At 63.1% G+C, this 20,225-nt stretch carries 17 protein-coding genes; 11 read left to right on the top strand and 6 right to left on the bottom strand.

Annotation, left to right across the window (positions count from 1 at the left end; all coding sequences use genetic code 11):
• Nucleotides 1-12 precede the first annotated feature (12 nt).
• The 10 genes from F0A17_RS19875 (at nucleotide 13) to F0A17_RS20620 (ending at nucleotide 10,242) form a co-directional block, all read left to right on the top strand.
• Nucleotides 13-1,134: a mandelate racemase/muconate lactonizing enzyme family protein gene (locus F0A17_RS19875; RefSeq protein ID WP_149330113.1), complete on the top strand. Its 1,122-nt coding sequence runs from the start codon at nucleotides 13-15 to the stop codon at nucleotides 1,132-1,134.
• 55 nt (nucleotides 1,135-1,189) lie between these two features.
• Nucleotides 1,190-2,113 (top strand): dihydrodipicolinate synthase family protein, encoded by a 924-nt coding sequence (locus F0A17_RS19870; protein WP_149330112.1) that lies wholly within the window; start codon nucleotides 1,190-1,192, stop codon nucleotides 2,111-2,113.
• Nucleotides 2,114-2,179: 66 nt separating this feature from the next.
• On the top strand, nucleotides 2,180-3,736 hold the full coding sequence (locus F0A17_RS19865) for a UxaA family hydrolase (protein ID WP_149330111.1): 1,557 nt from the start codon (nucleotides 2,180-2,182) through the stop codon (nucleotides 3,734-3,736).
• A 29-nt stretch (nucleotides 3,737-3,765) separates the two neighbouring features.
• Nucleotides 3,766-4,746: a 2-hydroxyacid dehydrogenase gene (locus tag F0A17_RS19860; protein ID WP_149330110.1), complete on the top strand. Its 981-nt coding sequence runs from the start codon at nucleotides 3,766-3,768 to the stop codon at nucleotides 4,744-4,746.
• Nucleotides 4,747-4,785: 39 nt separating this feature from the next.
• A complete protein-coding gene (locus F0A17_RS19855) occupies nucleotides 4,786-5,955 on the top strand; it encodes an alpha-hydroxy acid oxidase (RefSeq protein WP_228716977.1) in 1,170 nt (389 codons plus the stop codon).
• Between the two features lie 167 nt (nucleotides 5,956-6,122).
• The gene (locus F0A17_RS19850) at nucleotides 6,123-7,349 is read left to right on the top strand and encodes an MFS transporter (RefSeq protein ID WP_149330108.1); all 1,227 of its coding nucleotides are present in this window, start codon (nucleotides 6,123-6,125) and stop codon (nucleotides 7,347-7,349) included.
• A gap of 69 nt (nucleotides 7,350-7,418) precedes the next feature.
• Nucleotides 7,419-8,360, top strand: a complete 942-nt coding sequence (gene pcaQ / locus F0A17_RS19845; protein WP_149330107.1) for a pca operon transcription factor PcaQ — start codon at nucleotides 7,419-7,421, stop codon at nucleotides 8,358-8,360.
• Nucleotides 8,361-8,481: 121 nt separating this feature from the next.
• Entirely contained in the window at nucleotides 8,482-9,222 is a 741-nt protein-coding gene (gene pcaH / locus F0A17_RS19840) for a protocatechuate 3,4-dioxygenase subunit beta (protein WP_149330106.1), read from the top strand.
• Between the two features lie 13 nt (nucleotides 9,223-9,235).
• A complete protein-coding gene (pcaG, locus tag F0A17_RS19835; protein WP_149330105.1) occupies nucleotides 9,236-9,868 on the top strand; it encodes a protocatechuate 3,4-dioxygenase subunit alpha in 633 nt (210 codons plus the stop codon).
• Nucleotides 9,869-10,083: 215 nt separating this feature from the next.
• Nucleotides 10,084-10,242: a hypothetical protein gene (locus F0A17_RS20620; RefSeq protein ID WP_187774751.1), complete on the top strand. Its 159-nt coding sequence runs from the start codon at nucleotides 10,084-10,086 to the stop codon at nucleotides 10,240-10,242.
• 584 nt (nucleotides 10,243-10,826) lie between these two features.
• On the opposite strand, the gene F0A17_RS19825 is transcribed toward F0A17_RS20620, so the two are convergent.
• Nucleotides 10,827-11,489 carry a substrate-binding domain-containing protein gene (locus F0A17_RS19825; protein WP_149330104.1) on the bottom strand — a complete coding sequence of 221 codons (663 nt, stop codon included), beginning with the start codon at nucleotides 11,487-11,489 and terminating at the stop codon, nucleotides 10,827-10,829.
• A 44-nt stretch (nucleotides 11,490-11,533) separates the two neighbouring features.
• On the opposite strand from F0A17_RS19825, the gene F0A17_RS19820 reads away from it, so the two are divergent.
• A complete protein-coding gene (locus F0A17_RS19820; RefSeq protein ID WP_228716976.1) occupies nucleotides 11,534-12,214 on the top strand; it encodes an aminotransferase class V-fold PLP-dependent enzyme in 681 nt (226 codons plus the stop codon).
• 157 nt (nucleotides 12,215-12,371) lie between these two features.
• Here F0A17_RS19820 and F0A17_RS19815 read toward each other — a convergent pair whose 3' ends face one another.
• The 5 genes from F0A17_RS19815 to F0A17_RS19795 form a co-directional block, all read right to left on the bottom strand.
• Complete coding sequence (locus F0A17_RS19815; RefSeq protein WP_149330102.1) at nucleotides 12,372-15,608, bottom strand: efflux RND transporter permease subunit; 3,237 nt, start codon at nucleotides 15,606-15,608, stop codon at nucleotides 12,372-12,374.
• A complete protein-coding gene (locus tag F0A17_RS19810) occupies nucleotides 15,605-16,777 on the bottom strand; it encodes an efflux RND transporter periplasmic adaptor subunit (RefSeq protein ID WP_149330101.1) in 1,173 nt (390 codons plus the stop codon). The genes F0A17_RS19815 and F0A17_RS19810 overlap by 4 nt, the downstream gene beginning before the upstream one ends.
• Nucleotides 16,774-18,213, bottom strand: coding sequence for an efflux transporter outer membrane subunit (locus tag F0A17_RS19805; RefSeq protein WP_149330100.1), 1,440 nt, complete (start codon nucleotides 18,211-18,213; stop codon nucleotides 16,774-16,776). The genes F0A17_RS19810 and F0A17_RS19805 overlap by 4 nt, the downstream gene beginning before the upstream one ends.
• A 4-nt stretch (nucleotides 18,214-18,217) precedes the next feature.
• A complete protein-coding gene (locus F0A17_RS19800) occupies nucleotides 18,218-18,862 on the bottom strand; it encodes a TetR/AcrR family transcriptional regulator (RefSeq protein WP_187774750.1) in 645 nt (214 codons plus the stop codon).
• A 392-nt stretch (nucleotides 18,863-19,254) separates the two neighbouring features.
• Nucleotides 19,255-20,154 (bottom strand): LysR family transcriptional regulator, encoded by a 900-nt coding sequence (locus tag F0A17_RS19795; protein WP_149330098.1) that lies wholly within the window; start codon nucleotides 20,152-20,154, stop codon nucleotides 19,255-19,257.
• Between the last annotated feature and the right edge of the window lie 71 nt (nucleotides 20,155-20,225).

Raw genomic sequence — 20,225 nt, 5'->3', positions numbered from 1 at the left:
GAGGACTTCCTCATGACAACGATTACCGAAGTGCGTGCCAGGACGGTCAGCGTACCGCTGGATAACCCCACCAGCTTCTCCAACCGCCAGGTGGTGAAACGCGACTATGTGCTGGTCGAGGTGGCCGGTGATGACGGCCATGTCGGCATCGGCTTCTGTTACGGCGGCAACAATGCCGGATCGCTGGTGGCCCATGCCGTACGCGACTTGTTGCGGCCGGTACTGGTGGGGGCGAATGCCCACGCCACCGAGGCTCTGTGGCAGGCCATGTATCAGGAGTCGCTGCTGCATGGCCGCTGTGGCTCGGTAATGCGCGCTATCAGCATCCTCGACACGGCTCTCTGGGATCGCAATGCCCGGGCGGCGGGGTTGCCGCTATACAAATACCTAGGAGCCAGCGACACCGAGAGCGTGCCTGCCTATGCCAGCGGTGGCTACTACCTGGCTGGCAAGACCCCCGAGCGCCTGGGGAAGGAGATGGCCGGCTATGTCGCCCAGGGTTTCACCGCCGTGAAGATGAAGGTGGGGCGCGAGGACCTGGCCGGCGAGGAAGCCCGCCTGGCGGCGGTACGGGAGGCTGTCGGCCCCAACGTTCATGTGATGCTGGATGCCAACAACGCATGGCGGGACCTGCCGTCGGCGCTGGCCTTCATGCGCATGGCCGAGCCCTACAACCCGTTCGGGATCGAGGAGCCTTTCAGCCCCGACGATATCGACAACCATCGTCGCCTGGCCGAGCGTACCCCGGTACCGGTGGCCACCGGCGAGATCGAGGCCGGCCGTTGGCGCTTTCGCGAGCTGCTGGAGAAGGAGAGCGCCATGATTCTGCAGACCGATGCCGCGGTATGCGGTGGCATCACCGAATTCCGTCGCATCGCCGCCACTGCGGCGAGCTTCGGGGTGGATATCTATCCTCATTGGTTCCATGACCTGCATGTCCATCTCGTCGCCTCGGCACCCAACGTGCCGATGGTGGAGTTTTTCGCCGACGACCAGGTCCTCAATTTTCGGCGGCTGGTCGATACCCAACTGGCGTTCTCCGAAGGGCGCCTGGCGTTGCCGACAACCCCCGGGCTGGGGTTCGGCTTCGACACCGAGGCAATCGAACGTTACGCCACCGATGACTGGCACTGAGCGTAGAAGACCTCCGCAGTGGATTACTCACGAACAAGACGAGACGAGGACTCCCATGATTCAGCCCACCCATGCAGGCCGCGTATGGTCGCCTGTCATCACGCCCTTCAACGACGATCTGTCGCCCGATCCCCAGCGCTTCGCCGCGCACTGCCGCTGGCTGCTCGACAATGACGTCGGCCTGGCGATCTTCGGTACCAATTCCGAAGCCAACTCCCTGACCGTGAGCGAGAAGTGCGAGCTCATCGATGCCCTGGCCGAGGCCGGGGTTCCCGGCGAGCGCATGATGCCCGGCACGGGCAAGTGCGCGATCGGCGATACCGTTGCGCTCACTCGCCATGCCGTCGGGCACGGCTGCGCGGGCGTGCTGATGCTGCCACCTTTCTATTACAAGGGTGTGTCCGACGAAGGGCTCTACCGTTACTTTGCGGAGGTCATCGAGCGCGTGGCGGACCGCTCGCTCAAGGTCTACCTCTACCATATTCCACCGGTCTCCCAGGTGCCCCTGACGCTGGCCTTGATCGAGCGGTTGCTCAAGGCCTATCCCGACAATGTTGCCGGCATCAAGGACAGCTCGGGCGACTGGCGCAATACCGAGGCGGTGATCCGCGAATTCTCCGCGGAGGGTTTCCAAGTCTATGCCGGCAGCGAGCACTTCCTGCTCGACACCCTGCGTGCCGGCGGCGCGGGGTGTATCAGCGCCACGGCCAACGTCAACCCCGGCCCGATCGCCGAACTCGCCCGGACCTGGCAGGAACACGGCGCCGACGAGCGTCAGGCAGCGCTTTCCCGGCTGCGCCATGTGTTCGAAGGGTATCCCATGATCCCGGCCCTCAAGGCGGCGACCGCCCTCTACGGCCGGGACGAGCCATGGTTCCACGTGCGCCCGCCGCTGGTGGAGCTCGACGACGCCCAGCGCCAGGGACTCAAGGCCGCCCTGGACGAACAGGGCTTTTCGATGCCGGGTCTCGGCGCATAGCGAGTCCTCCATCCAGCCATACCTCGTCCGCGTGACGCGAGACGGGGCGACGAAGAGGCAGTCACCATGACGATCCTATCGAAGCCCGCCGACAAGCGAATCTCCGGTCCGATCATTCGCCTGCATCCTGACGACAACGTGGTGGTGGCCCGCGAAGAGGTGGCCATAGGCGCCTTCCTTCCCGGCGAGGAACTGACAAGCCGTGCCCAGGTGCCCGCCGGCTACAAGTTGGCGACCCGGGCGATTCGTCGGGGCGAGCCGATCCTCAAGTACAATGTGACCATCGGCTTCGCTGCCCGCGACATCGAACCGGGCGACATGGTGCACAGCCATAACGTGGCTTTCGAGGAGTTCGATCGCGATTACCGCCATGCCGAGGCGTACGTGCCGGTCGAGCGCCTGTCCGACGCCGAGGTGGCGACCTTCGACGGCATCGTGCGCGACAACGGCCAGATCGCCACCCGCAACTACATCGGCATCCTGTCCACGGTGAACTGCTCGGCGACCGTGGCACGCAAGGTGGCCGACCGGTTCACCGAGGAGCGCCTTGTCGACTACCCCAACGTCGACGGCGTGGTCGCCTTCCCCCACTCGCTGGGCTGCGGCATGGAGATGACCGGCGAACCCATGGCGCTGTTGCGCCGCACTCTGGCCGGCTATGCCCGCCATGCCAATTTCGCCGCCGTGCTGGTGATCGGCCTGGGCTGCGAACGCAACCAGATCCAGGGGCTGCTGGAGGAGCAGGGACTGGACGCGGGAGGGCGGCTGCAAACCTTCACCATGCAAGCCATGGGCGGTACGACGAAGACGATTCAGGCCGCCAGCGAGGCGGTACGGGCGCTGCTGCCCGAGGCCAACCGGGTTGAGCGGCAGCCGGTATCGGCGGCGCACCTCACCGTGGGGCTGCAGTGCGGCGGCTCGGATGGTTTCTCCTCGATTACCGCCAATCCCGCCCTGGGGCGTGCCGTGGATATCCTGGCGCGCCACGGCGGCACGGCGATTCTCTCCGAGACGCCGGAGATCTACGGCGTGGAGCATACCCTGACGCGCCGCGCGGCGAGTCGCGAGGTGGGCGAGAAGCTGGTGGAGCGCATCCGCTGGTGGAAGGAGGAGTACTCGGTCGGCCGCGATGTACAGATCAACGGCAAGGTCAGCCCCGGCAACCAGATGGGCGGACTGGCCAATATCTTCGAGAAGTCGCTGGGCTCGTCGATGAAAGGCGGCACCGGCCCGTTGATGGCCGTTTATCGCTATGCGGAGCCTGTCACCGCCCAAGGGCTGGTATTCATGGACACCCCAGGCTACGACCCGGTTTCGGCCACCGGCCAGATCGCCGGTGGCGCCAACCTGCTCGCTTTCACCACCGGACGTGGCTCGATGTTCGGCGCCAAGCCCTCACCGTGCATCAAGCTGGCCACCAATACGCCCATGTATGAGCGCCTGACGGACGACATGGACCTCAACTGCGGCGAAATTCTCGATGGCACATGCGATATCGAAACCATGGGCCGGCGCATCTTCGCGCTGATGTTGGCCACTGCCTCGGGCCAGCGCTCGAAGAGCGAGTTGCTGGGGCTTGGCGACAACGAATTCGTGCCCTGGCACATCGGCATCATGAGTTGAAGCGCAAACCCTATAAGGAGAAAAACGGCATGCACAAGCGGGTGGTGGCGGTACGTCGCCTTCATGAAGAGCACCTTGGGCAACTCGAGCGGGACTTTCACGTCGATTACTTTCCTGAACTCGGCGAGAGCCACGCCACGCGCTTCCGGGAGGTCCTGCGCGAGGCCCATGGCCTGATCGGAGGCAAGCTGGTGGTGACGCCGGAGATGCTGGACGGCGCCCCGCATCTGGAGGCGATCGCCACGATCTCGGTGGGCTACGACAACTTTCCCGTAGGAGAAATGACACGGCGCGGCATTCTCCTGTGCAACACGCCGGATGTGTTGACCGAGACCACCGCCGATACCGGCTTCGCGCTGATCATGGCCGTGGCCAGGCGCGTTCCGGAGCTGGACCGCTTCGTGCGCGAGGGGCAGTGGAAGGCGCATATCGACGCGCCACATTTTGGCCGCGACGTGCATGGCAAGACCTTGGGGCTGGTCGGCATGGGAAGGATCGGTGCCGCCGTGGCGCGCCGCGGCGCGCTGGGATTCGGCATGCCGATCCTTTACAGCAATGCCTCTCCCAAGCCCGAACTGGAAGCCGAGCTGGGAGCACGGCGATGCTCGCTCGAGGCGCTGCTCGAGTGCGCCGACTTCGTCTGCGTGACGGTGCCATTGGCAGCGCAGACGCGCCATCTCATCGCGCGGGATCAATTCAGGCGCATGAAGCGCTCGGCGATCATCGTCAACATCGCCCGTGGCCCGGTGGTCGACGAGGAAGCCTTGGTACAAGCCTTGGAGGAAGGATGGATTGCCGGCGCCGGGCTCGACGTCTACGAGACGGAGCCGCTGCCGATCGATTCGCCATTGCTGCGGCTGCCTCAGGTCGTGACGCTGCCGCACATCGGCTCCGCCACCCATGAGACACGCATCGCCATGGCACAGCGTGCCGTGGATAATCTTTGTCTCGCGCTCAAGGGTGAGCGGCCCATCAACATCGTCAACGAAGAGGCCTGCCTGCCCTCCTGAGCAAGGGATGGCATCATCAACCACCGACGGGGACGGACATTGAGCACGAGCAAGCGGTTAGCCAGAATCTACAAACTCGACGACTTCGAGGGCGCCGCCAAGCGGCACCTGCCACGCCCGATTTATGGCTATGTGGCGAGTGCCGCGGAGGAGGGCCGCAGTTTCGCGGCCAATCGCGAAGCCTTCGACGACTATAGCTTCGTGCCTCGTGCGCTGGTCGACGTCTCGACCGTGTCGACCGCCACCGAGCTCTTTGGGCGTCGCTATGCTTATCCCTTCGGCATTGCGCCGATGGGTATCAGTGCGTTGTCCGCCTATCGCGGCGACATCGTTCAGGCGCGGGCGGCCACGGCCGCAGGCATTCCCATGATCCTCAGCGGTAGCTCGTTGATTCCTTTGGAGGAGGTAGCTGAAAAGGGGGGCACCGATTGGTTCCAGGCCTACCTGCCCGGTACCCTGGCGGAGATCCATGCGCTACTGGCGCGCGTCGAACGGGCCGGCTTTACCAAGCTGGTGATCACCGTCGACTACGCTGTGCCACCTAACCCCGAGAATCATCGCCGGGCGGGTTTCTCTTCGCCACTGAAGCCGAGCGCTCGTCTGGCCTGGGATGGTCTGGTGCGGCCGCGCTGGCTGTTCGGCACCTTGCTGCGCACACTGATCAAGCACGGCTTGCCTCATTTCGAAAACAACTACGCGAGGCGAGGCATCCCGGTCATTTCCAAGAACGTGAACCGAGACTTCTCGGGCCGACGTCACCTCGACTGGACGACTCTCGAGCGGGTACGTGAGTGCTGGTCCGGTACCTTGATCGTCAAGGGTATCCTGCACTCCGAGGATGCCAGGCAGGCGGTGGCAGTGGGAGCCGATGGACTGATTCTCTCCAATCATGGCGGGCGGCAGCTTGACGCCACCGTGGCACCCTTGACCGTGCTGCCCGAAGTGCTGCAAGCCGTGAATGGGGCCGTGCCGGTGATGATAGACGGTGGTTTTCGGCGTGGCAGCCAGGTGCTGAAGGCGCTGTCGCTGGGGGCGAGCTTCGTGTTCCTGGGTCGTCCCTTCAACTATGCGGCGAGTATCGCCGGCGAAGCCGGCGTTGCCAAGGCCGTGACGCTGCTGGGAGGAGAAATCGAACGCAATATGGCGCTGCTGGGCGTCACTCGCCTCGATTCACTCGGGCCGCAGTGCCTGCGTCGGCATGGTGCCTGAACTCTGAGGGCATCGATCCTGCGGATAGCCGTTCAATGGCTCGCGCCCGTGCTCGGGACTTTTTGTTAGGATGCTAGCAATATGCTCGGCATGGCATGATCCGAAACCGGCCCTTGGTGGCCGGTTTTGGCTTTGATGGATGACGTTATGAACGCAGGAGAGAAGGAATGACCCAGAACACCGCCACCCCGCAGACCTCGGACGGGCTGCGTCAGGCGCTGCTGACCTATGGCTTGCTGTGGTGCCTGGGGCTCTACCTGCGCCTCACGGTACTGGTGGTGCCGCCGCTGATTCCCCAGCTCAAGGCGCTGCTGGGGTTTACCAACGGTGAGGTGGCCATTGCCACCAGCCTGCCGTTGGTGACGCTGGCCGCGGGTGGGCTGGCGGTGGGATGGCTGCTGGCGCGGCTCGGCGTGCGCGGTTGCCTGCTGCTGGGCCTGGCGGTGATGGCACTGGGCAGCGGCCTGCGCAGCCTGCCGCAGGGTTTCGTGCCGTTCATGCTGGCTACCGTGCTGATGGGGATGGGCATCGCCATCATGCAGGCCGCCATGCCGGTACTGGCCAAGCTATGGGCGCCGGGCCATGTCGGCCGCGCCTCGGCGGTGTACACCAACGGCCTGCTGGTCGGCGAGCTGCTGGCGGCCGGCGCTACGGGGCCAATGGTGGCGCTGTGGCTGGGCGCGCAGTGGCAGTGGGCCTTTACGGTGTGGGTGCTGCCGGTGCCGCTGCTGATGCTGGCGCTACTGCGGGTGGGCCGCCGGCTGCCGCTGGCTCACTCGCCTGCCGCGGGCCGCCTGACCCTGCCGGACCTGAGCGACGGGCGCATGTGGCGTCTGGTGGCCTTGCTCGGCGCGGCGGCGGCGCTCTATTTCTGCGGCAACATCTTCCTGCCGCCGCTGCTCGAGGCGAGCCAGCGGCTGCACCTGCTAGCGGCGAGCCTCACCGCCCTCAACGGTGCCCAGATGCTCTCGTCGGCGCTGCTGATCCTGTTCGCTGACCGCCTGATGGGCCGCGCCCGGCCGCTGATCGCCATTACCCTGCTGGCCCTGTTGTCGATCCCCGCCATGCTGATGATGCCGGGCGGTCACGTGGTCTGGGCGGCGGGTGTGTTCGGCTTCTTCACCAGCGCGCTGTTCATCTTCGTGCTGGCGCTGCCGGCCTGGCTGGTGACGCTCGAGCAGCTGCCGCGGCTGATGAGCGGCATGCTCTGCTTCGGCTACTTGCTGGTTTTCGCCATCACGGTGCTGGGCGGCTGGCTGAACGACTTGAGCGGCACGACGAGCCTCGCCTTCCTGCCGACGGCGGCCATCGGGCTGGCGGCGATCGGCATCATCCCGCGGCTGCTGGCCTGTCGCGAGCCGGCCGCGCACGCTTCCCCCCACGTGCCGCGCTGAGCCGCGTGACTTCCGTTCTCACGTCGTTTGCGCGAAGGTAACGGTTCCTTACGCCGACGCCGAATCGTCATGCTCAACTCCCGCATCAAGCTGCGCCACCTGCAGGCCTTTCTCGAGGTTGCCAAGCGGCGCAGCTTCGCTCGTGCCGCCGAGGTCCTGGCGATTACCCAGCCGGGCATTTCCAAGGCGATCCGCGAGCTCGAGGATATCCTGGAGACGGACCTGTTCGAGCGTACCGCCCAGGGCGTAGCGCTGACCCAGGCCGGCCTGACCCTGCTGCGCCACGCCGGGCCGGCCTTACGTGCCCTGGAAGAAGGTGTGGCCTCTGCCGGCGATGCCCACCGCGGCGACCGCTGGCTGCGCGTGGGTGCGCTCTCCACGGTGGAGAGCCAACTGCTGCCCGAGGCCATTCGGCGTTGGCACGCTGCGCCCGGCGAACCGAGCGACGTGGGCGTGAACGTGGTAACCGGCTCCAGCGCCTTCCTGCTCTCGCGCCTGCGCCGCGGTGAGCTGGACCTGGTGGTGGGGCGAATGACCGAGGCCCGCGAGATCCGCGACCTGGCCTTCGAGCACCTCTACTACGAACCGCTGCTGCTCAGCGTGCGTAGCGGCCATCCGCTGGCCGGCATCGTCCCTCTAGACCCCGCCCGGCTGGGCGACTTCCCCTGGGTGCTGCCGCCGCCCCAGACCACCCTGCGCCAGCAGGTCGATAGCTTCTGCGTGCGCCACTCGCTTACGCTTATGAGGCAGCGCCTCGAGACCCTCTCGCTACCCATCAGCCGGCGCTACACCCTGGAGAGCGACGCCATCTGGGTCGCCCCCGAGGAAGCCATCACCGAGGACCTGGCGGCGGGGCGGCTGTGTCGGCTAGCCATCAACCTGGAAGCCCAAGGCGGCTCCGTCGGGCTGTGCGTCAATGCCTGCATGCAGCCCACGCTGGCGCGGGAAGCTTTCTGCGAGGTGCTGCGTGAAGTCAGTGCCGGGCGCGGCTCGGGTAGCGGTGCAGGATAACCATGGATGCAGCGCAGCATAACCCAGCGGTTATGAGATGTGCCCGAGTCGTCAATTGGCGAGCCTTTGGCGAGACGTCACACTGGGCGAGACAAGACCACTCTCCCCAGAGACCAACGACATGCATGAGCACAACAAGCGCTTCGTGGAGCGCGACCGTAACTGGCACCCCCCGGCCTACGCCCCCGGCTACAAGACCAGCGTGGCCCGCTCGCCGCAGCAGGCATTGGTCAGCATGCAGCAGCCCAGCGTCTCCGAGCTTTCCGGCCCCGACTTCCGTCACTTGCGCATGGGCCCTCACGACAACGACCTGCTGCTCAACTTCCGTGAAGACCCGTCGCTGGCGGGCGCGGCCGGCCTTCCCGTGGGCGAGCGCATCATCCTGTTCGGCCGCGTCGCCGACCAGTTCGGCAAGCCGGTACCGCATACCCTGGTGGAAATGTGGCAGGCCAACGCCGGCGGCCGCTATCGCCATAAGAAGGATGGCTACCTTGCCCCGCTGGATCCGGGCTTCGGCGGCGTGGGCCGCACCCTGACCGACGAGCAGGGCTGGTACCGCTTCCGCACCATCAAGCCGGGCCCTTACCCCTGGCCCAACGACCCCAACAGTTGGCGCCCCTCCCATATCCACGTCTCGGTGATGGGCCCGTCCATCTCCACCCGCCTGATCACCCAAATGTACTTCGAAGGCGACCCGCTGATTCCGCTGTGCCCCATCGTCAACACCCTCAAGGACCCGGCCGCGGTCGAGACCATGATCGGGCGTCTCGACATGGCGCACAGCAAGCCCATGGACTGCCTGGCCTATCGCTTCGACCTGGTGGTACGCGGCGAGCTCCAAACCTATTTCGAAAATCAGTGAGGAGGGAGCAGTGATGAAACAACCGAATACCGTTCCCACCAGCGAACTGATGCTGCGCGAAACCGCTTCCCAGACCGCAGGACCCTACGTGCACATTGGCCTGGCTCTGGCCGCCGCGGGCAACCCGACCCGCGACGAAGAGATCTGGAACGAAATGGCCCGGGAAGGTGCCGAGGGCGAGCTGATCGAAGTCGTCGGCACCGTGATCGACGGCAACGGCGACCTGGTACGCGACGCCTTCCTCGAAGCCTGGCAGGCCGACGCCAACGGCGTCTACCAGCCCGAGTTCGACCTGAAGAAGCCGTTCAACAGCTTCGGGCGCACCGCCACCACTTTCGACCACGGCAGCGAATGGTCGCTGAAGACCGTCAAGCCTGGCCAGGTAGCCCACCCCAACGGGCAGCCCATGGCGCCGCACATCAACCTGGCGATCTTCGCCCGCGGCGTGAACATCCAACTGCAGACCCGCCTCTACTTCGAGGACGAAGCCGATGCCAACGCCGCCTGCCCGGTGCTCTCGCGCATCGAATCGCCGACCCGCCGTCAGACGCTGATCGCCAAGCGCGAAGAAGTCGACGGCAAGGTGCACTACCGCTTCGCCATCAAGCTGCAGGGTGAAGGCGAGACGGTGTTCTTCGATTTCTGAGTCGTCGCTATCTTAGCGAATCTGGCCGAAGAGGGCCGTAAGACACCGAGAGCCAGCGCAATGCGCCGGCTCTCGGCTTTTAGGGTATTCATTGAGGGTGCGCTGCCAGAGAAGCCACCGGCCGAGCATCTGCGACTAAAGATGAAGAGATTAGACCAAAGTCTAATAATCGGTTATTCTGTTAGCACCCTTATGAAGTAACCGAGTACCCAGCCATGACCACCCAGACGCTTTCCCACAGCGCACTCGTCACCCAAACCAGCGCTTCCCTGATCAAGCGCATCGGCTCTGCCGCGTACCGTCTGCTCGAGCGCATGACCGAGAGCGCCTACGAACAGTACAAGCCCATCTTGCGCAACCACTACTACCTCTAACGGCCGAGGCCGTGCCTGGCCCAGCCGGCCCGGCAACCTGACACGACGAGAAGAGCCAGCGCATTGCGCTGGCTCTTCTCGTTATGCGGTGTCAATTGCGCATGCGCCTATTCGATGAGTTCCCGAGACATGCGAAACGGCAGATGCCTGCCAATCGATGAAACCGGAATGATGAAACGCGACGGAACGCCGCCGACGGAGTCCGGGTCGATGTCCCGTCGGTCATCACGATATACCCTCGCGACATCGAGACGTGTCCGCGCCCCTGGGCAGAACAGCGTTACCGGCAGATCATTCGGTGGAGGACGCCCGAAAAGGGAGGGCATTTTCCGTCGCTGGAGGTGCCCGAGACTTTCGTCAAGGACCTGCAAGAAGGCCTTACGGCTGTGCTGGCCGCTAATCGGTGAGCGCAGTTCCCACCCGCTCCCCAATCGCCGCAATAATCCACCGAAAACCCATCTGTAGACCCGCCTCTACTTCGAGGACGAAACAGAAGCCAACGCCGCTTTGGCCTAGGGGCCGTTAGCACCGTGAGCCGGCATTGCGCTGGTTTTTCTTGTCGTTACAGCATTTGGCTCTGTCAATCACGAAACAGAATGCTTCTCGGACAAGAAGAAGGGGCGGGTGAAGTCGGCTGCGTCGCCGAGGCGCTGGGCGAGCTCCTCGAGCAGTCGGATGCGCACTCCACCATGGTACAGCGCGTAGTAACCGATCGTGGGCAGGCGGGGGGTGGTCTCGAGAATCTCCAGTCCTTGCTCGCGGGCGAAGCGCTGGACACAGAGACTTGGCAATACGCTGATGCCACGCCCCGCCGCCACCAGGCCAACCAGTGCGAGCAGATTGTCGGCAGTCAGGTTGGCGGCGGCCATGCCTTGGTGGGAGAGCCAGCGGTTGATGTCCTGCGCGAATCCGGAGCGCTTGCCCTGGCTGATCAGGGTGTAGCGTTCGAGCGTTGCTATCGGGATGGGACGGGGGCCGTCCACCAAGTGCTTCCTGGCCATGAAGGCCATCTCCACCTCTTCCAGTAGCCGGGCTTCCACGCCTGGTTGGGCGAAAGCCTCGGGAACCTGCGGTATCACCACCAGATCCAGTTCACCGTCCTGAAACTGCTGGTACAGGGTACGGCTCATGTCGATGGTGATATCCAGCCGGATGTCTGGCCGCTCGATGGTGTAATCCCTGAGAAAGCCCGGTAGCCAGGTAAGAGCGGCCAGATCGGTGAAGCCGATACGCACGCGATGCAGCATGCGCTCGGGTTGCTCGTTAAGCTCGAGGATCCGCTATCCGTGCCGTGGCCCCCGAGTGCTTGATCATCGTCGACGGCATTCAGCATGCGCCCCATGGGTTTTTGGCCATCGATGACTACGGTGTCGACGCCTATGTCATCTCGCCCTACAAGGCGTACTGCCGTTTCAACAACGGCTATGCCTGGCTTTCCGATCGCCTGAGCGTAGTCGATCATGATCGGCTCTTGGGCAAGCCCGCCGATGCCTGGGAGTTAGGCAGCCGCGATCCGTCGGCTCTGGCCGGGGTCAGCGCGATGGTCGATTACCTCGCCTGGCTGGGCGGGCACTTCACCGAGGCTCCGTCTCGCCGGGCTCGCCTGGTCGCCGCCGGCGAGGCGATGCAGGCCCACGAGCGTGCCTTGGTGCATCGGTTGCTGCACGGCGGTACGGATCAGACGGGGCTGGGCGATTTCCCTGGACTTCACCTGATTGGACAGGCGGATTCACCGTACCGTGAGGGTGTGGTGTCGTTCGCCGTCGAGGGGGTCGATGCCAAGCAGGTGGTCGCCGAGCTAGGAGCGCGGGGCATACGCGTCCACGCGCGAAGGGACGATGTCTACTCCGGCAACATCCTGCGCCCGCTTGGGCTGAAGGCGGTCACCCGAGTCTCGCTGGCGCACTACAACAGTGCCGACGAGATCGACGCCTGCCTGGCGGCCCTGGCCGAGGTGTTGCCGCGGCCGTAAAATCCCATGCTGGCAATGACGCGAGCTTGTGACAGTCATCGCAGAGAAACAGGCGGATCATTGAACTGGGCTTCGGTACGCTCGTTGGGCGCAGCTCGTCAATCAATGATGAACGCCGTAGCGCCAGCCTTGCAGCTGGCGCATATACAAACACCCGTTAATCCAGTATCTCAGGCTCGTTGGCATCGGCCGGAGTGAGTAGGTAATAAAGCGCGGGCACCACGAACAACGCCAGCAGCGTAGCCGAGATCAGTCCAAAGATAATGACCAGTGTCAGCGGACGGTAGGTGGCGCTGCTTAAAGCCAGCGGGACAAGTCCAACGATGGTGGTAATCGCTGTGGTTAAAAGCGGCCGCAGTCGGCGCGCCGCGCCTGCGGCGGCAGCCTCGGTGACGCTCATACCCTCCTTGAGGAAGCCGTTCATGGTATCGACCATGATGATACCGTTATTGATGGCAATACCGATCAAGGATACCAGCCCGATCATGGCAAAAAACGAAAACGAGATACCAAACGCCCAGAAGCCGAGCGCGGTGCCGATAATCGCCAAGGGCATGGTGGCAAAAATGATCAGTGCCTGGCGGAAACTGCTGAACACGATCACCAGTACGCCGACGACCAACACAATGGCCACTACCATGGCAATGCCAACTGAGCCGACGGTGTCTGCCGTTTCGGCGGACTCGCCGCCGATCGCCAAGCGATACCCTACGGGCCAGTCGCGCTGCAGTGCTTCAAGACGTGGGGCCACGTCATTCATGATTTCGGTGACGGTGCGGCCCTGGTTCTTGGCCATGACGGTCAGGGCGCGTTCCCCGTTGACGTGGGAGATGGCGATCGCCCCTTCCGACTGCGTAGGGCTTAAAAGCTGGAACATGGCGATAGAGTCGCCATCCTGCAAATAGGCGCGCACGCGCGAGAACTCTTCGACATTGCTCGGGCCGCCCGCTTCGCCCTGCTGGCTTGGCCATTCCGTACCCAAGCGGATATCGATGTCATCAGTGTCGGCAGAGGTGGCGAACGTGCCGATAATGTCGGAGCTGAACGCAATACGGATCTGGGCGGCCAGCTCTTCGTGCGTAATGCCGAAGAAACTGAGAGCATCACGATTGGGGCGCAGCGCCAGCTGTGGCTGTGGCGCTCCCAGGTTATCGCGAACGTCCACCACGCCGTTCGTGGCGGAGAGCACTTCCTGGACTTCCAGCGACAGCGCTTTCAGCGTGTCCATGCTGCCGCCGATGAGCTGTATCTCGATAGGGTCGCCCGGCGAGGGGCCGCTGCTTTCGGGGACGACCAGAAGCTCGGCCCCCGCAACGTTGCGCTTCAGAAAGTCGGAAATCTCGGAGCGCAGCGAGTCTGCGAGTACGTAGGAGTCCTCGTCACGTTGATCGCGGGGTTTGAACATCGCCGAGAAACCAATGAAATTCTCGGCTTCGCTGGGCTGTAGCGAGGAAGCCGCAGAGCCGGCGGCGAACGGGCTTTTAAGCCCCACCAGCTTGATAATGCTTTCGAAGTAGGGCTTCTCGCGAAGCATTTCCCCCACCTGATCGGCGACGACCTGGGAGGTCTCCAGCGGTGCGGTGGGCGGCAGCTCGATGTTGATACCCAGTCGTTCGCCATCCACGGGCGGGAAGAGCTCGAGTCGTGCCTGGGTGAACGCCATGATCGATACCACGAACAGCGCAAGCGCGCCCAGCACCCAGAGCCAGGAGCGCCCGCGGCTGGCCAGGATATAACGGCTATTCCATCGCTCCAGTCCGTCAACTGCCCGCTGGGTGACTCGGTCGGCAAGCCCTGAGTTCTCCTCGCCCTCTGCGCGGGCCTGCTTGCCCAATAGTGCCCGTGACAAGGGTACCGCGCAGAGCATTGCCACGATAAAAGAGAGCACCAGGCAGATGATGATCGTCGTGGGCAGCACCCGGATGAACTCGCCCATGGTACCGCCGATCGACATGAGCGGCGCCATGGCCAGCAACGTCGTCACTTGGGCAGCGAAGATGGGGACCGCATAGCGTTTGACGGTAATCAGTACCGCCTGGCCGAAGGTACGCCCGTTGCGATAGATCTCGTCGTGCAGCCCTTCCATCAAGATAATGAAGACATCGATGATCATCACCAGTGCAATCACCATGCCGATGATCACCAGCTCGTTGAGCGAATAACCAAATAGCAGAATGACCAGCAGTACACCGGCAAAGGTGACAGGCACCGCTAAGCCAGCCACGATCGCCTCGCGCCACGAGATGGTGATAAAGAGAATGGCAAACACGACCAGCATGGTCTGCAGAGCACTGACGAAGACTTCCGTCAGCGAATCCCAGATCTGGACGGCATCATCCTGCAACACGGAGTAGTGTACCTGCTCGGGCCAGGTATTGGCTGCTTCAAGGTCGGCAAGCGTGGCGCGAACACGCTCCACCAGCTGTACCGTATCGGCGCCCGGGGATTTCGTGATGGACATTTCAAGCGAGGCGTCGAAGTCGCTGCCGCGTTCGCTAAAAAAGGCGCGTGAGGTTTCCGTTTCCTGCATGCGCTTGACAGTCGCGACTTCACCCAGGGTCAGTGCGCGGGAACTTTGGCTGTTTTCGAGTCGCGAGATGGGCAGCGCGCGCAAATCGTCAATATCGGAAAAGCGTCCTTCAAGACGCACTACTGCGCCCATGTTTTGACTGCGTACTTCGCCAAAGGGTTGCTCGATATTGGCTTGCTGCACGGCATCCCGTATGGCAGTGGGCGATACCCCCAGTGCCAGCAGCCGGTCCGGGTTCAAGAGAATCTGCACGATATCCTCGCGCTCTCCCCCGATATTCACTTCGTTAACCCCCTGCACGCGCTCCAGCGCATCACGGATCCGGCGAGCGGTCTGGTTGAGCGTTACGGAACCGGCGTTGCCGTGAAGCGCCAGGGTTAGAATCGGTCGGTCGTCTACCGAGCTCTGGCTGATATTGGGGTTCTCGACCTCGGCAGGAAAGCCGGATTCCGCATCGGCCACGGCGGCGCGTAGTCGCGTCATGGCATCCGTGGTATCGACCGAGGCGTCGAATTCGACGGAGATCACGGACAACGAATCGAAAGAGGCGCTGTTGACCGTATTAACGCCGCTCAGCGTGGTGATTTCGTCCTCGATCAGGTCGGTAATCTGCTCCTCCACAGAGCGCGGATCCGCCCCGGACCAGACCGTCGTGATGCTCGCCTGGGGGATGTCCAGTCCGGGCAGCGCCTCCTTGACCAGCGCCGAGTAAGCGAACAGCCCGCCCAACAGCAGGGTTAGCGTTAGCAGAATGCCAAAAATTGGCTTGAGAAAGAAAAAACGCATCAGCGGGTGCGCACTGCGAACCTCTGGCGTTTCGTGTCTTTCTTTCGGGATGCCCGACGAGATAGCGTTTGAACTCATGGCTGGGCCTCGATGATCGTTACGCGTTCCCCATCGGTCAGCCGAGTGCGCCCATCGGTGACCACCCGTTCGCCGGGGGACAAGCCGTCCAGCACTTCTCTTCGCTCGCCGGCCTGCTGGCCAAGCGCTACGCTGCGCTCCTCAACCCGGCCGCTTTGTTCGTCGTACACAAACACGAAGGCTTGATCGTTCAAAAAGCGCAGGGCGTTAAAGGGTACGTTCAGCGCGTTCTTCTTCTCGGGCTCAGCCATCCAGACGGCTACAAAGGCCCCATCCTGCAGGCGCGGATGATCGTCCGTTGTGTGGATAATGATTTCAAAGGTACGCGACTGTGGGTCCAGCGAGGGACTAATGGCGTGTATCTCCCCCGTCACCTGATTTTCCAGCATCTCGGGGTCGATACTGTCTGCGTGCTGAGGCGGCCGCCCACCGATGATGACGTGCGCGCCTACCTCGACCTGGGCAAAATTATAGGAGGGGAGATCTACCCTCACCTCGAACCGGGAGGGGTCGATCACCAGCGCCGGTACCGTCTGCAGGGCGCTTTGCTCGGAGGTGGAGTCCACCGTTTGGGGCATGAAATAGCGCCCCTGCTCGATGTTCAGGCGTGCCAGTACGCCGTCGATGGGCGAAACAAGCCGGGACTCTTCGAGCATAAGTTCCGCCTGGGCGATCTGCGCACGGGCGCTGTCCCGAGAAGCGAGAGCCTGCTCGACTTCTACGCGTGCCTGATCCAGCTCCTGAGCGGAGGCCGAGCGCTGCTCGATCAGCGTCTCGTAACGGTTTTGCGTCACCCGCGCCAGCGCCAGGTTGGCCTCTGCCTCGTTCAGGGCCGCACGCGCGGACGCAAGCTCCGCCTCCAGCCGCTCGGGGGCCTGGTGCGCAATCAGCTGGCCTTCGGAAACCGGTGATCCCACGCGCAGATCCTGATCCACGTACGTCACTTTTCCCTGCTCGGTAAACGTCAGGTACTCTCGCCGCATGGAGCGCGCCGTGCCTTGGCTATACACCCATCCCTGCAAGGCGGTCACCTCGGCGGGCTGCACTCTGACACTGACCGCTGGCTCCTCTTGAGCCTGCACGCCTTCTTGTGCGTTCTCTTCCTCACGACTACAAGCGCTCAGCAGGAGTAAAAACGCCAGCCCGCAAGCGACATATTTCATGTTCATAGTGCAGAGGTTCCTGTTAAGGACGGGTCAAGCGCTGAGACGGCCTCAAAGCCACCCCCCAAGGCAAGATGGAGAGCGATGCGGTTTTCCAGTCGATCGTACTGGGCGGTGATATAGGCACTGCGGCTATCCAGCGCGCGCTGGTGGCTCTCCAACACGTTCAAAAAGGGTTCGATGCCCTGCATGTAGCGGTTGAACGATACGCGAACCGCTTCCTCGGCGTAGTCGGCCGCCTCGCCACTTTCCGCGACGCGCCGGGCCAACAGGTTGTCCACCTCCAGCGCCGTTTCGACTTCTGAAAGCGCCGTGAGCGCTACGTCGACAAAGTGATAAAACGCCTCATCGCGCTGACCTTCGGCGATATCGGCCTGAGCGCGCAGTCGTCCTCCCTGAAAGACCGGCTGCACGATATTGCCCGCAATCGTCCAGATAAAAGAGCCGCTGCTGAAAAGATCCGCCAGCTCGCTGCCCGTCGAGCCCGCGCTCCCGGTCAATGAAATCGAGGGAAGAAAGGAACGCTCTGCTGCGCTTAGCCGGTAGTCCGCCGCCCGCAGCGCCCACTCGGCGCTGCGTACATCGGGTCGGCGGGCCAGAAGCTCAGCAGGAACGCCCGCAGAGGGAAGCGGTGGCACGGCGGGAAGCTCACGGGTCGTGATCAACTGCCCCGCAGGGTACTTTCCCATTAGGGTTTCCAACTGACGCGTCACGCGGGCGAGGTTTTCACGGCGCTGCTCAAGCCCTGCCCTGGCAGAGCCCAAATTGGCATAGGCCAGGGTGACATCCGTCGGCGAGACGATCCCGGCATTGGCGCGATTTTCGACCTGGTGGGCGAATGCGCCAAGCGCCTCGACCGTGTCTTCAGAAAGCTCCACCTGGGCTCGGGCTTGCACGACGCCAAGATAAAGCGACACGACATCTGCGGTGAGGGATTGATGCATTCCCCTAAGCTGCTCGCTGGCGGCGAGAAAATCCGCCTGCCCCGCGGCGGATAGAGACGACAAACGCCCCCACAGGTCGACCTCCCAGCTGATTTCCAGCGACGCATTATGACTGTTGGAGATGCTTTGCCCGCCACCCTCCGCACCCGGACGACGCTGCCGGGAGCTGTTCAACCCAGCGCTGATCTGAGGAAAGAGGTCCGCGCGGTCGCCGCGTGACTGCGCCTCGGCGATGCGTGCCTGCGCGATGGCCTGGGCGAGTCCGGGGTTATCGTCCAGGGCGACGCTAACGAAGTTGTTTAACTCGGGGTCTTGGAAATCCTGCCACCACGCATCGGCGGCAAATACTTGCTGTCCGGTCGCCGCCAAAAAAGCGCCGGGGAGTTCTACCGGCGGCGGGGCTGGCTCAGGAGAAGGCACCGTCGAACAGGCGCCCATCAGCAATCCCAAGCCTGATGGATACAGTAGCCGGCGAAACCCGGTAAAGGAGATCAGCATATTTTCAATCCGTTGAAAGAAGCCGCAACAATAGTTCGCGGTGACTGGAGCGGATGGCGTCGATCTCAAAAGCGGCGCTCTCACCGCCGATTACCATCTGCCACAGCAGCGCCAGCACCGCCGGGGAAAATGCCAGCGCCATATGCCCAGACGTTACCGAGCTAAGGTGGGTGTTTTGGCGCAAGTAGGCTTCCATCAGGCGCTGGCGCTTTTCCATATAGGGGCGATACGAGTTTTGATACCACTGCTGGACCCTATGGGGACTTCTACCGCTCTCGACGATCAACAGCCGCATGATGGCGATACTTCTTGGCGAGTCGATTGCGCTGTAGAGAAGTTCCAGAAAGCTATCCACGGCTGATGCTAGCGTGCTTTCATGATCAAGCACCCAGGATTCATCCGTCATCGGTGACAACATGACCGTATCCAGCAGCGCCTCGAACAGCTCCTCTTTGCTTTTGAAGTGCGCGTAAAGTCCCGCCTTGGTAATACCCGCTCGGGAGGCAATACGCTCGACGGTCGCCCCCTCAAAGCCGGCAATGCTGAATTCATCGAGCGCGGCGTCCAGTATGTATTGACGGCGAACAGGAGCGGCCAAGCGTGTCCGTTTTCTTGTCGAAGCGTTGACCGCTTTCGGTGTTTGCGTCATGGGAATGCTTAGCCCTACAGAAAGCGACAACCCAAATGCTACCATACCTTAACGACCATTTGGTCGTTAAGCGTTTGCTTGCTCGCTTATCCAAGCATGGCGCAGAGCAAGAGGCCTTCGCAGGACACCATCGATGCCCCCATCTCGGTGATTGCATGCCCAACAAGAACAAGGCCAAGCAACGCGTTCGGGAGATGAAGAAGAGCCAAAAGGGCAACCAACGGTATTTCGGCATGAAGGTCCTATAGGCGTCGATGCCGTCACCGAACCGATTCGCTGGGCGCCGCATAAGCTTCCCGCCTATTGCCCGCACACCCTCGAGAGCTCGCTCTACGTGGCCGGGGTTCCGGCGACCAAAGGCTTCGCGCGCATGGACGCTTCACCCCACAACCTCACCCCTCCCGATCCCCAATCGCCTCAATAATGCTCTCGCAGAACCAGCGCTGCGACGGGGAGCGGCTGGCCTGGGCCTGCCAGTGCAGGGCGACTTCGAACTCGGGCACGTGAAAGGGCAATTCGTGGACGGTCAGTGGCGAGCCTTCGGTAAAGCTGGCAGCGACCTGCAGCGGCATGATCGCGATCAGGTCGCTGTCGTGGAGTACGCGTGGCAGCACCGAGAAGTGCGGTATTTCGAGGCTCACCTTGCGCTGAATGCCCTGCTGGCGCATCACCTCCTCGGCCATGCCATGCCCGGAAGAGGAGGTCACGGCGACGTGGCGGGCGGCGATGAAGCGTTCGCGGGTCAGTGGGCCTTTCCCGAAGCGTTCCTGGTTGAGCAGGCACACGTAGCGGTCCCTCAACAGCACATGGCGCGCAATCGCCGTGCTCGTCAGCGGGCGGCTGCAGATCAGTGCGTTGACCCGGCCGGCGGCCAGCCACTCCTCGGCATGCTCGATCTCCAGCGGTACCACTTCCAGCTCGGCTTGCGGTGCCTGGTCGTGCAGGTGGCGCATTAGCTTCGGCAGCAGCGCCATTTCGCCCAGGTCGGTCAGCGCCAATCGGAAGCGGCGGGTACAGGTCGCCGGGTCGAAGTCACGGCTGCTCTCGATGGTGTCCTGAAGCTGCTGCAGGGCGTCGCGCAGCGAGGGGTAGAGCTGGCGGGCGGCAATGGTGGGCTCCATGCCCTGGCGGGTGCGCACGAACAGGCGGTCCTCGAAGAGGTCGCGCAGCCGGGCCAGCGCGTAACTGACCGAAGGCTGGGTGACGTATAGCCGCTTGGCCGTCTGGGTGACGCTGCCGGTTTCGTACAACAGGACGAAGGTGCGCATGAGGTTGAGATCGACGTGATTCATCGCATAGGCACGCTTTATTTTTCATAGAAAGAGTATCGATTTGCTCGATTGTAGCAGCGGCGACTAGCGTG

The organism is Billgrantia pellis (assembly GCF_008297955.1).
Lineage (GTDB): Bacteria > Pseudomonadota > Gammaproteobacteria > Pseudomonadales > Halomonadaceae > Halomonas > Halomonas pellis.
The sequence above is the reverse complement of the archived record's forward strand: the minus strand, read 5'-3'. Positions and strand labels throughout refer to the sequence as shown.

Excerpts from the sequence above, each read along its gene's own strand:
- F0A17_RS19875 (WP_149330113.1), top strand. The coding sequence starts at position 13 with ATGACAACGATTACCGAAGTGCGTGCCAGGACGGTCAGCGTACCGCTG.
- F0A17_RS19870 (WP_149330112.1), top strand. The coding sequence starts at position 1,190 with ATGATTCAGCCCACCCATGCAGGCCGCGTATGGTCGCCTGTCATCACG.
- F0A17_RS19865 (WP_149330111.1), top strand. The coding sequence starts at position 2,180 with ATGACGATCCTATCGAAGCCCGCCGACAAGCGAATCTCCGGTCCGATC.
- F0A17_RS19860 (WP_149330110.1), top strand. The coding sequence starts at position 3,766 with ATGCACAAGCGGGTGGTGGCGGTACGTCGCCTTCATGAAGAGCACCTT.
- F0A17_RS19850 (WP_149330108.1), top strand. The coding sequence starts at position 6,123 with ATGACCCAGAACACCGCCACCCCGCAGACCTCGGACGGGCTGCGTCAG.
- pcaQ (WP_149330107.1), top strand. The coding sequence starts at position 7,419 with ATGCTCAACTCCCGCATCAAGCTGCGCCACCTGCAGGCCTTTCTCGAG.
- pcaH (WP_149330106.1), top strand. The coding sequence starts at position 8,482 with ATGCATGAGCACAACAAGCGCTTCGTGGAGCGCGACCGTAACTGGCAC.
- pcaG (WP_149330105.1), top strand. The coding sequence starts at position 9,236 with ATGAAACAACCGAATACCGTTCCCACCAGCGAACTGATGCTGCGCGAA.
- F0A17_RS20620 (WP_187774751.1), top strand. The coding sequence starts at position 10,084 with ATGACCACCCAGACGCTTTCCCACAGCGCACTCGTCACCCAAACCAGC.
- F0A17_RS19825 (WP_149330104.1), bottom strand. The coding sequence starts at position 11,489 with ATGCTGCATCGCGTGCGTATCGGCTTCACCGATCTGGCCGCTCTTACC.
- F0A17_RS19815 (WP_149330102.1), bottom strand. The coding sequence starts at position 15,608 with ATGAGTTCAAACGCTATCTCGTCGGGCATCCCGAAAGAAAGACACGAA.
- F0A17_RS19810 (WP_149330101.1), bottom strand. The coding sequence starts at position 16,777 with ATGAACATGAAATATGTCGCTTGCGGGCTGGCGTTTTTACTCCTGCTG.
- F0A17_RS19805 (WP_149330100.1), bottom strand. The coding sequence starts at position 18,213 with ATGCTGATCTCCTTTACCGGGTTTCGCCGGCTACTGTATCCATCAGGC.
- F0A17_RS19800 (WP_187774750.1), bottom strand. The coding sequence starts at position 18,862 with ATGACGCAAACACCGAAAGCGGTCAACGCTTCGACAAGAAAACGGACA.
- F0A17_RS19795 (WP_149330098.1), bottom strand. The coding sequence starts at position 20,154 with ATGAATCACGTCGATCTCAACCTCATGCGCACCTTCGTCCTGTTGTAC.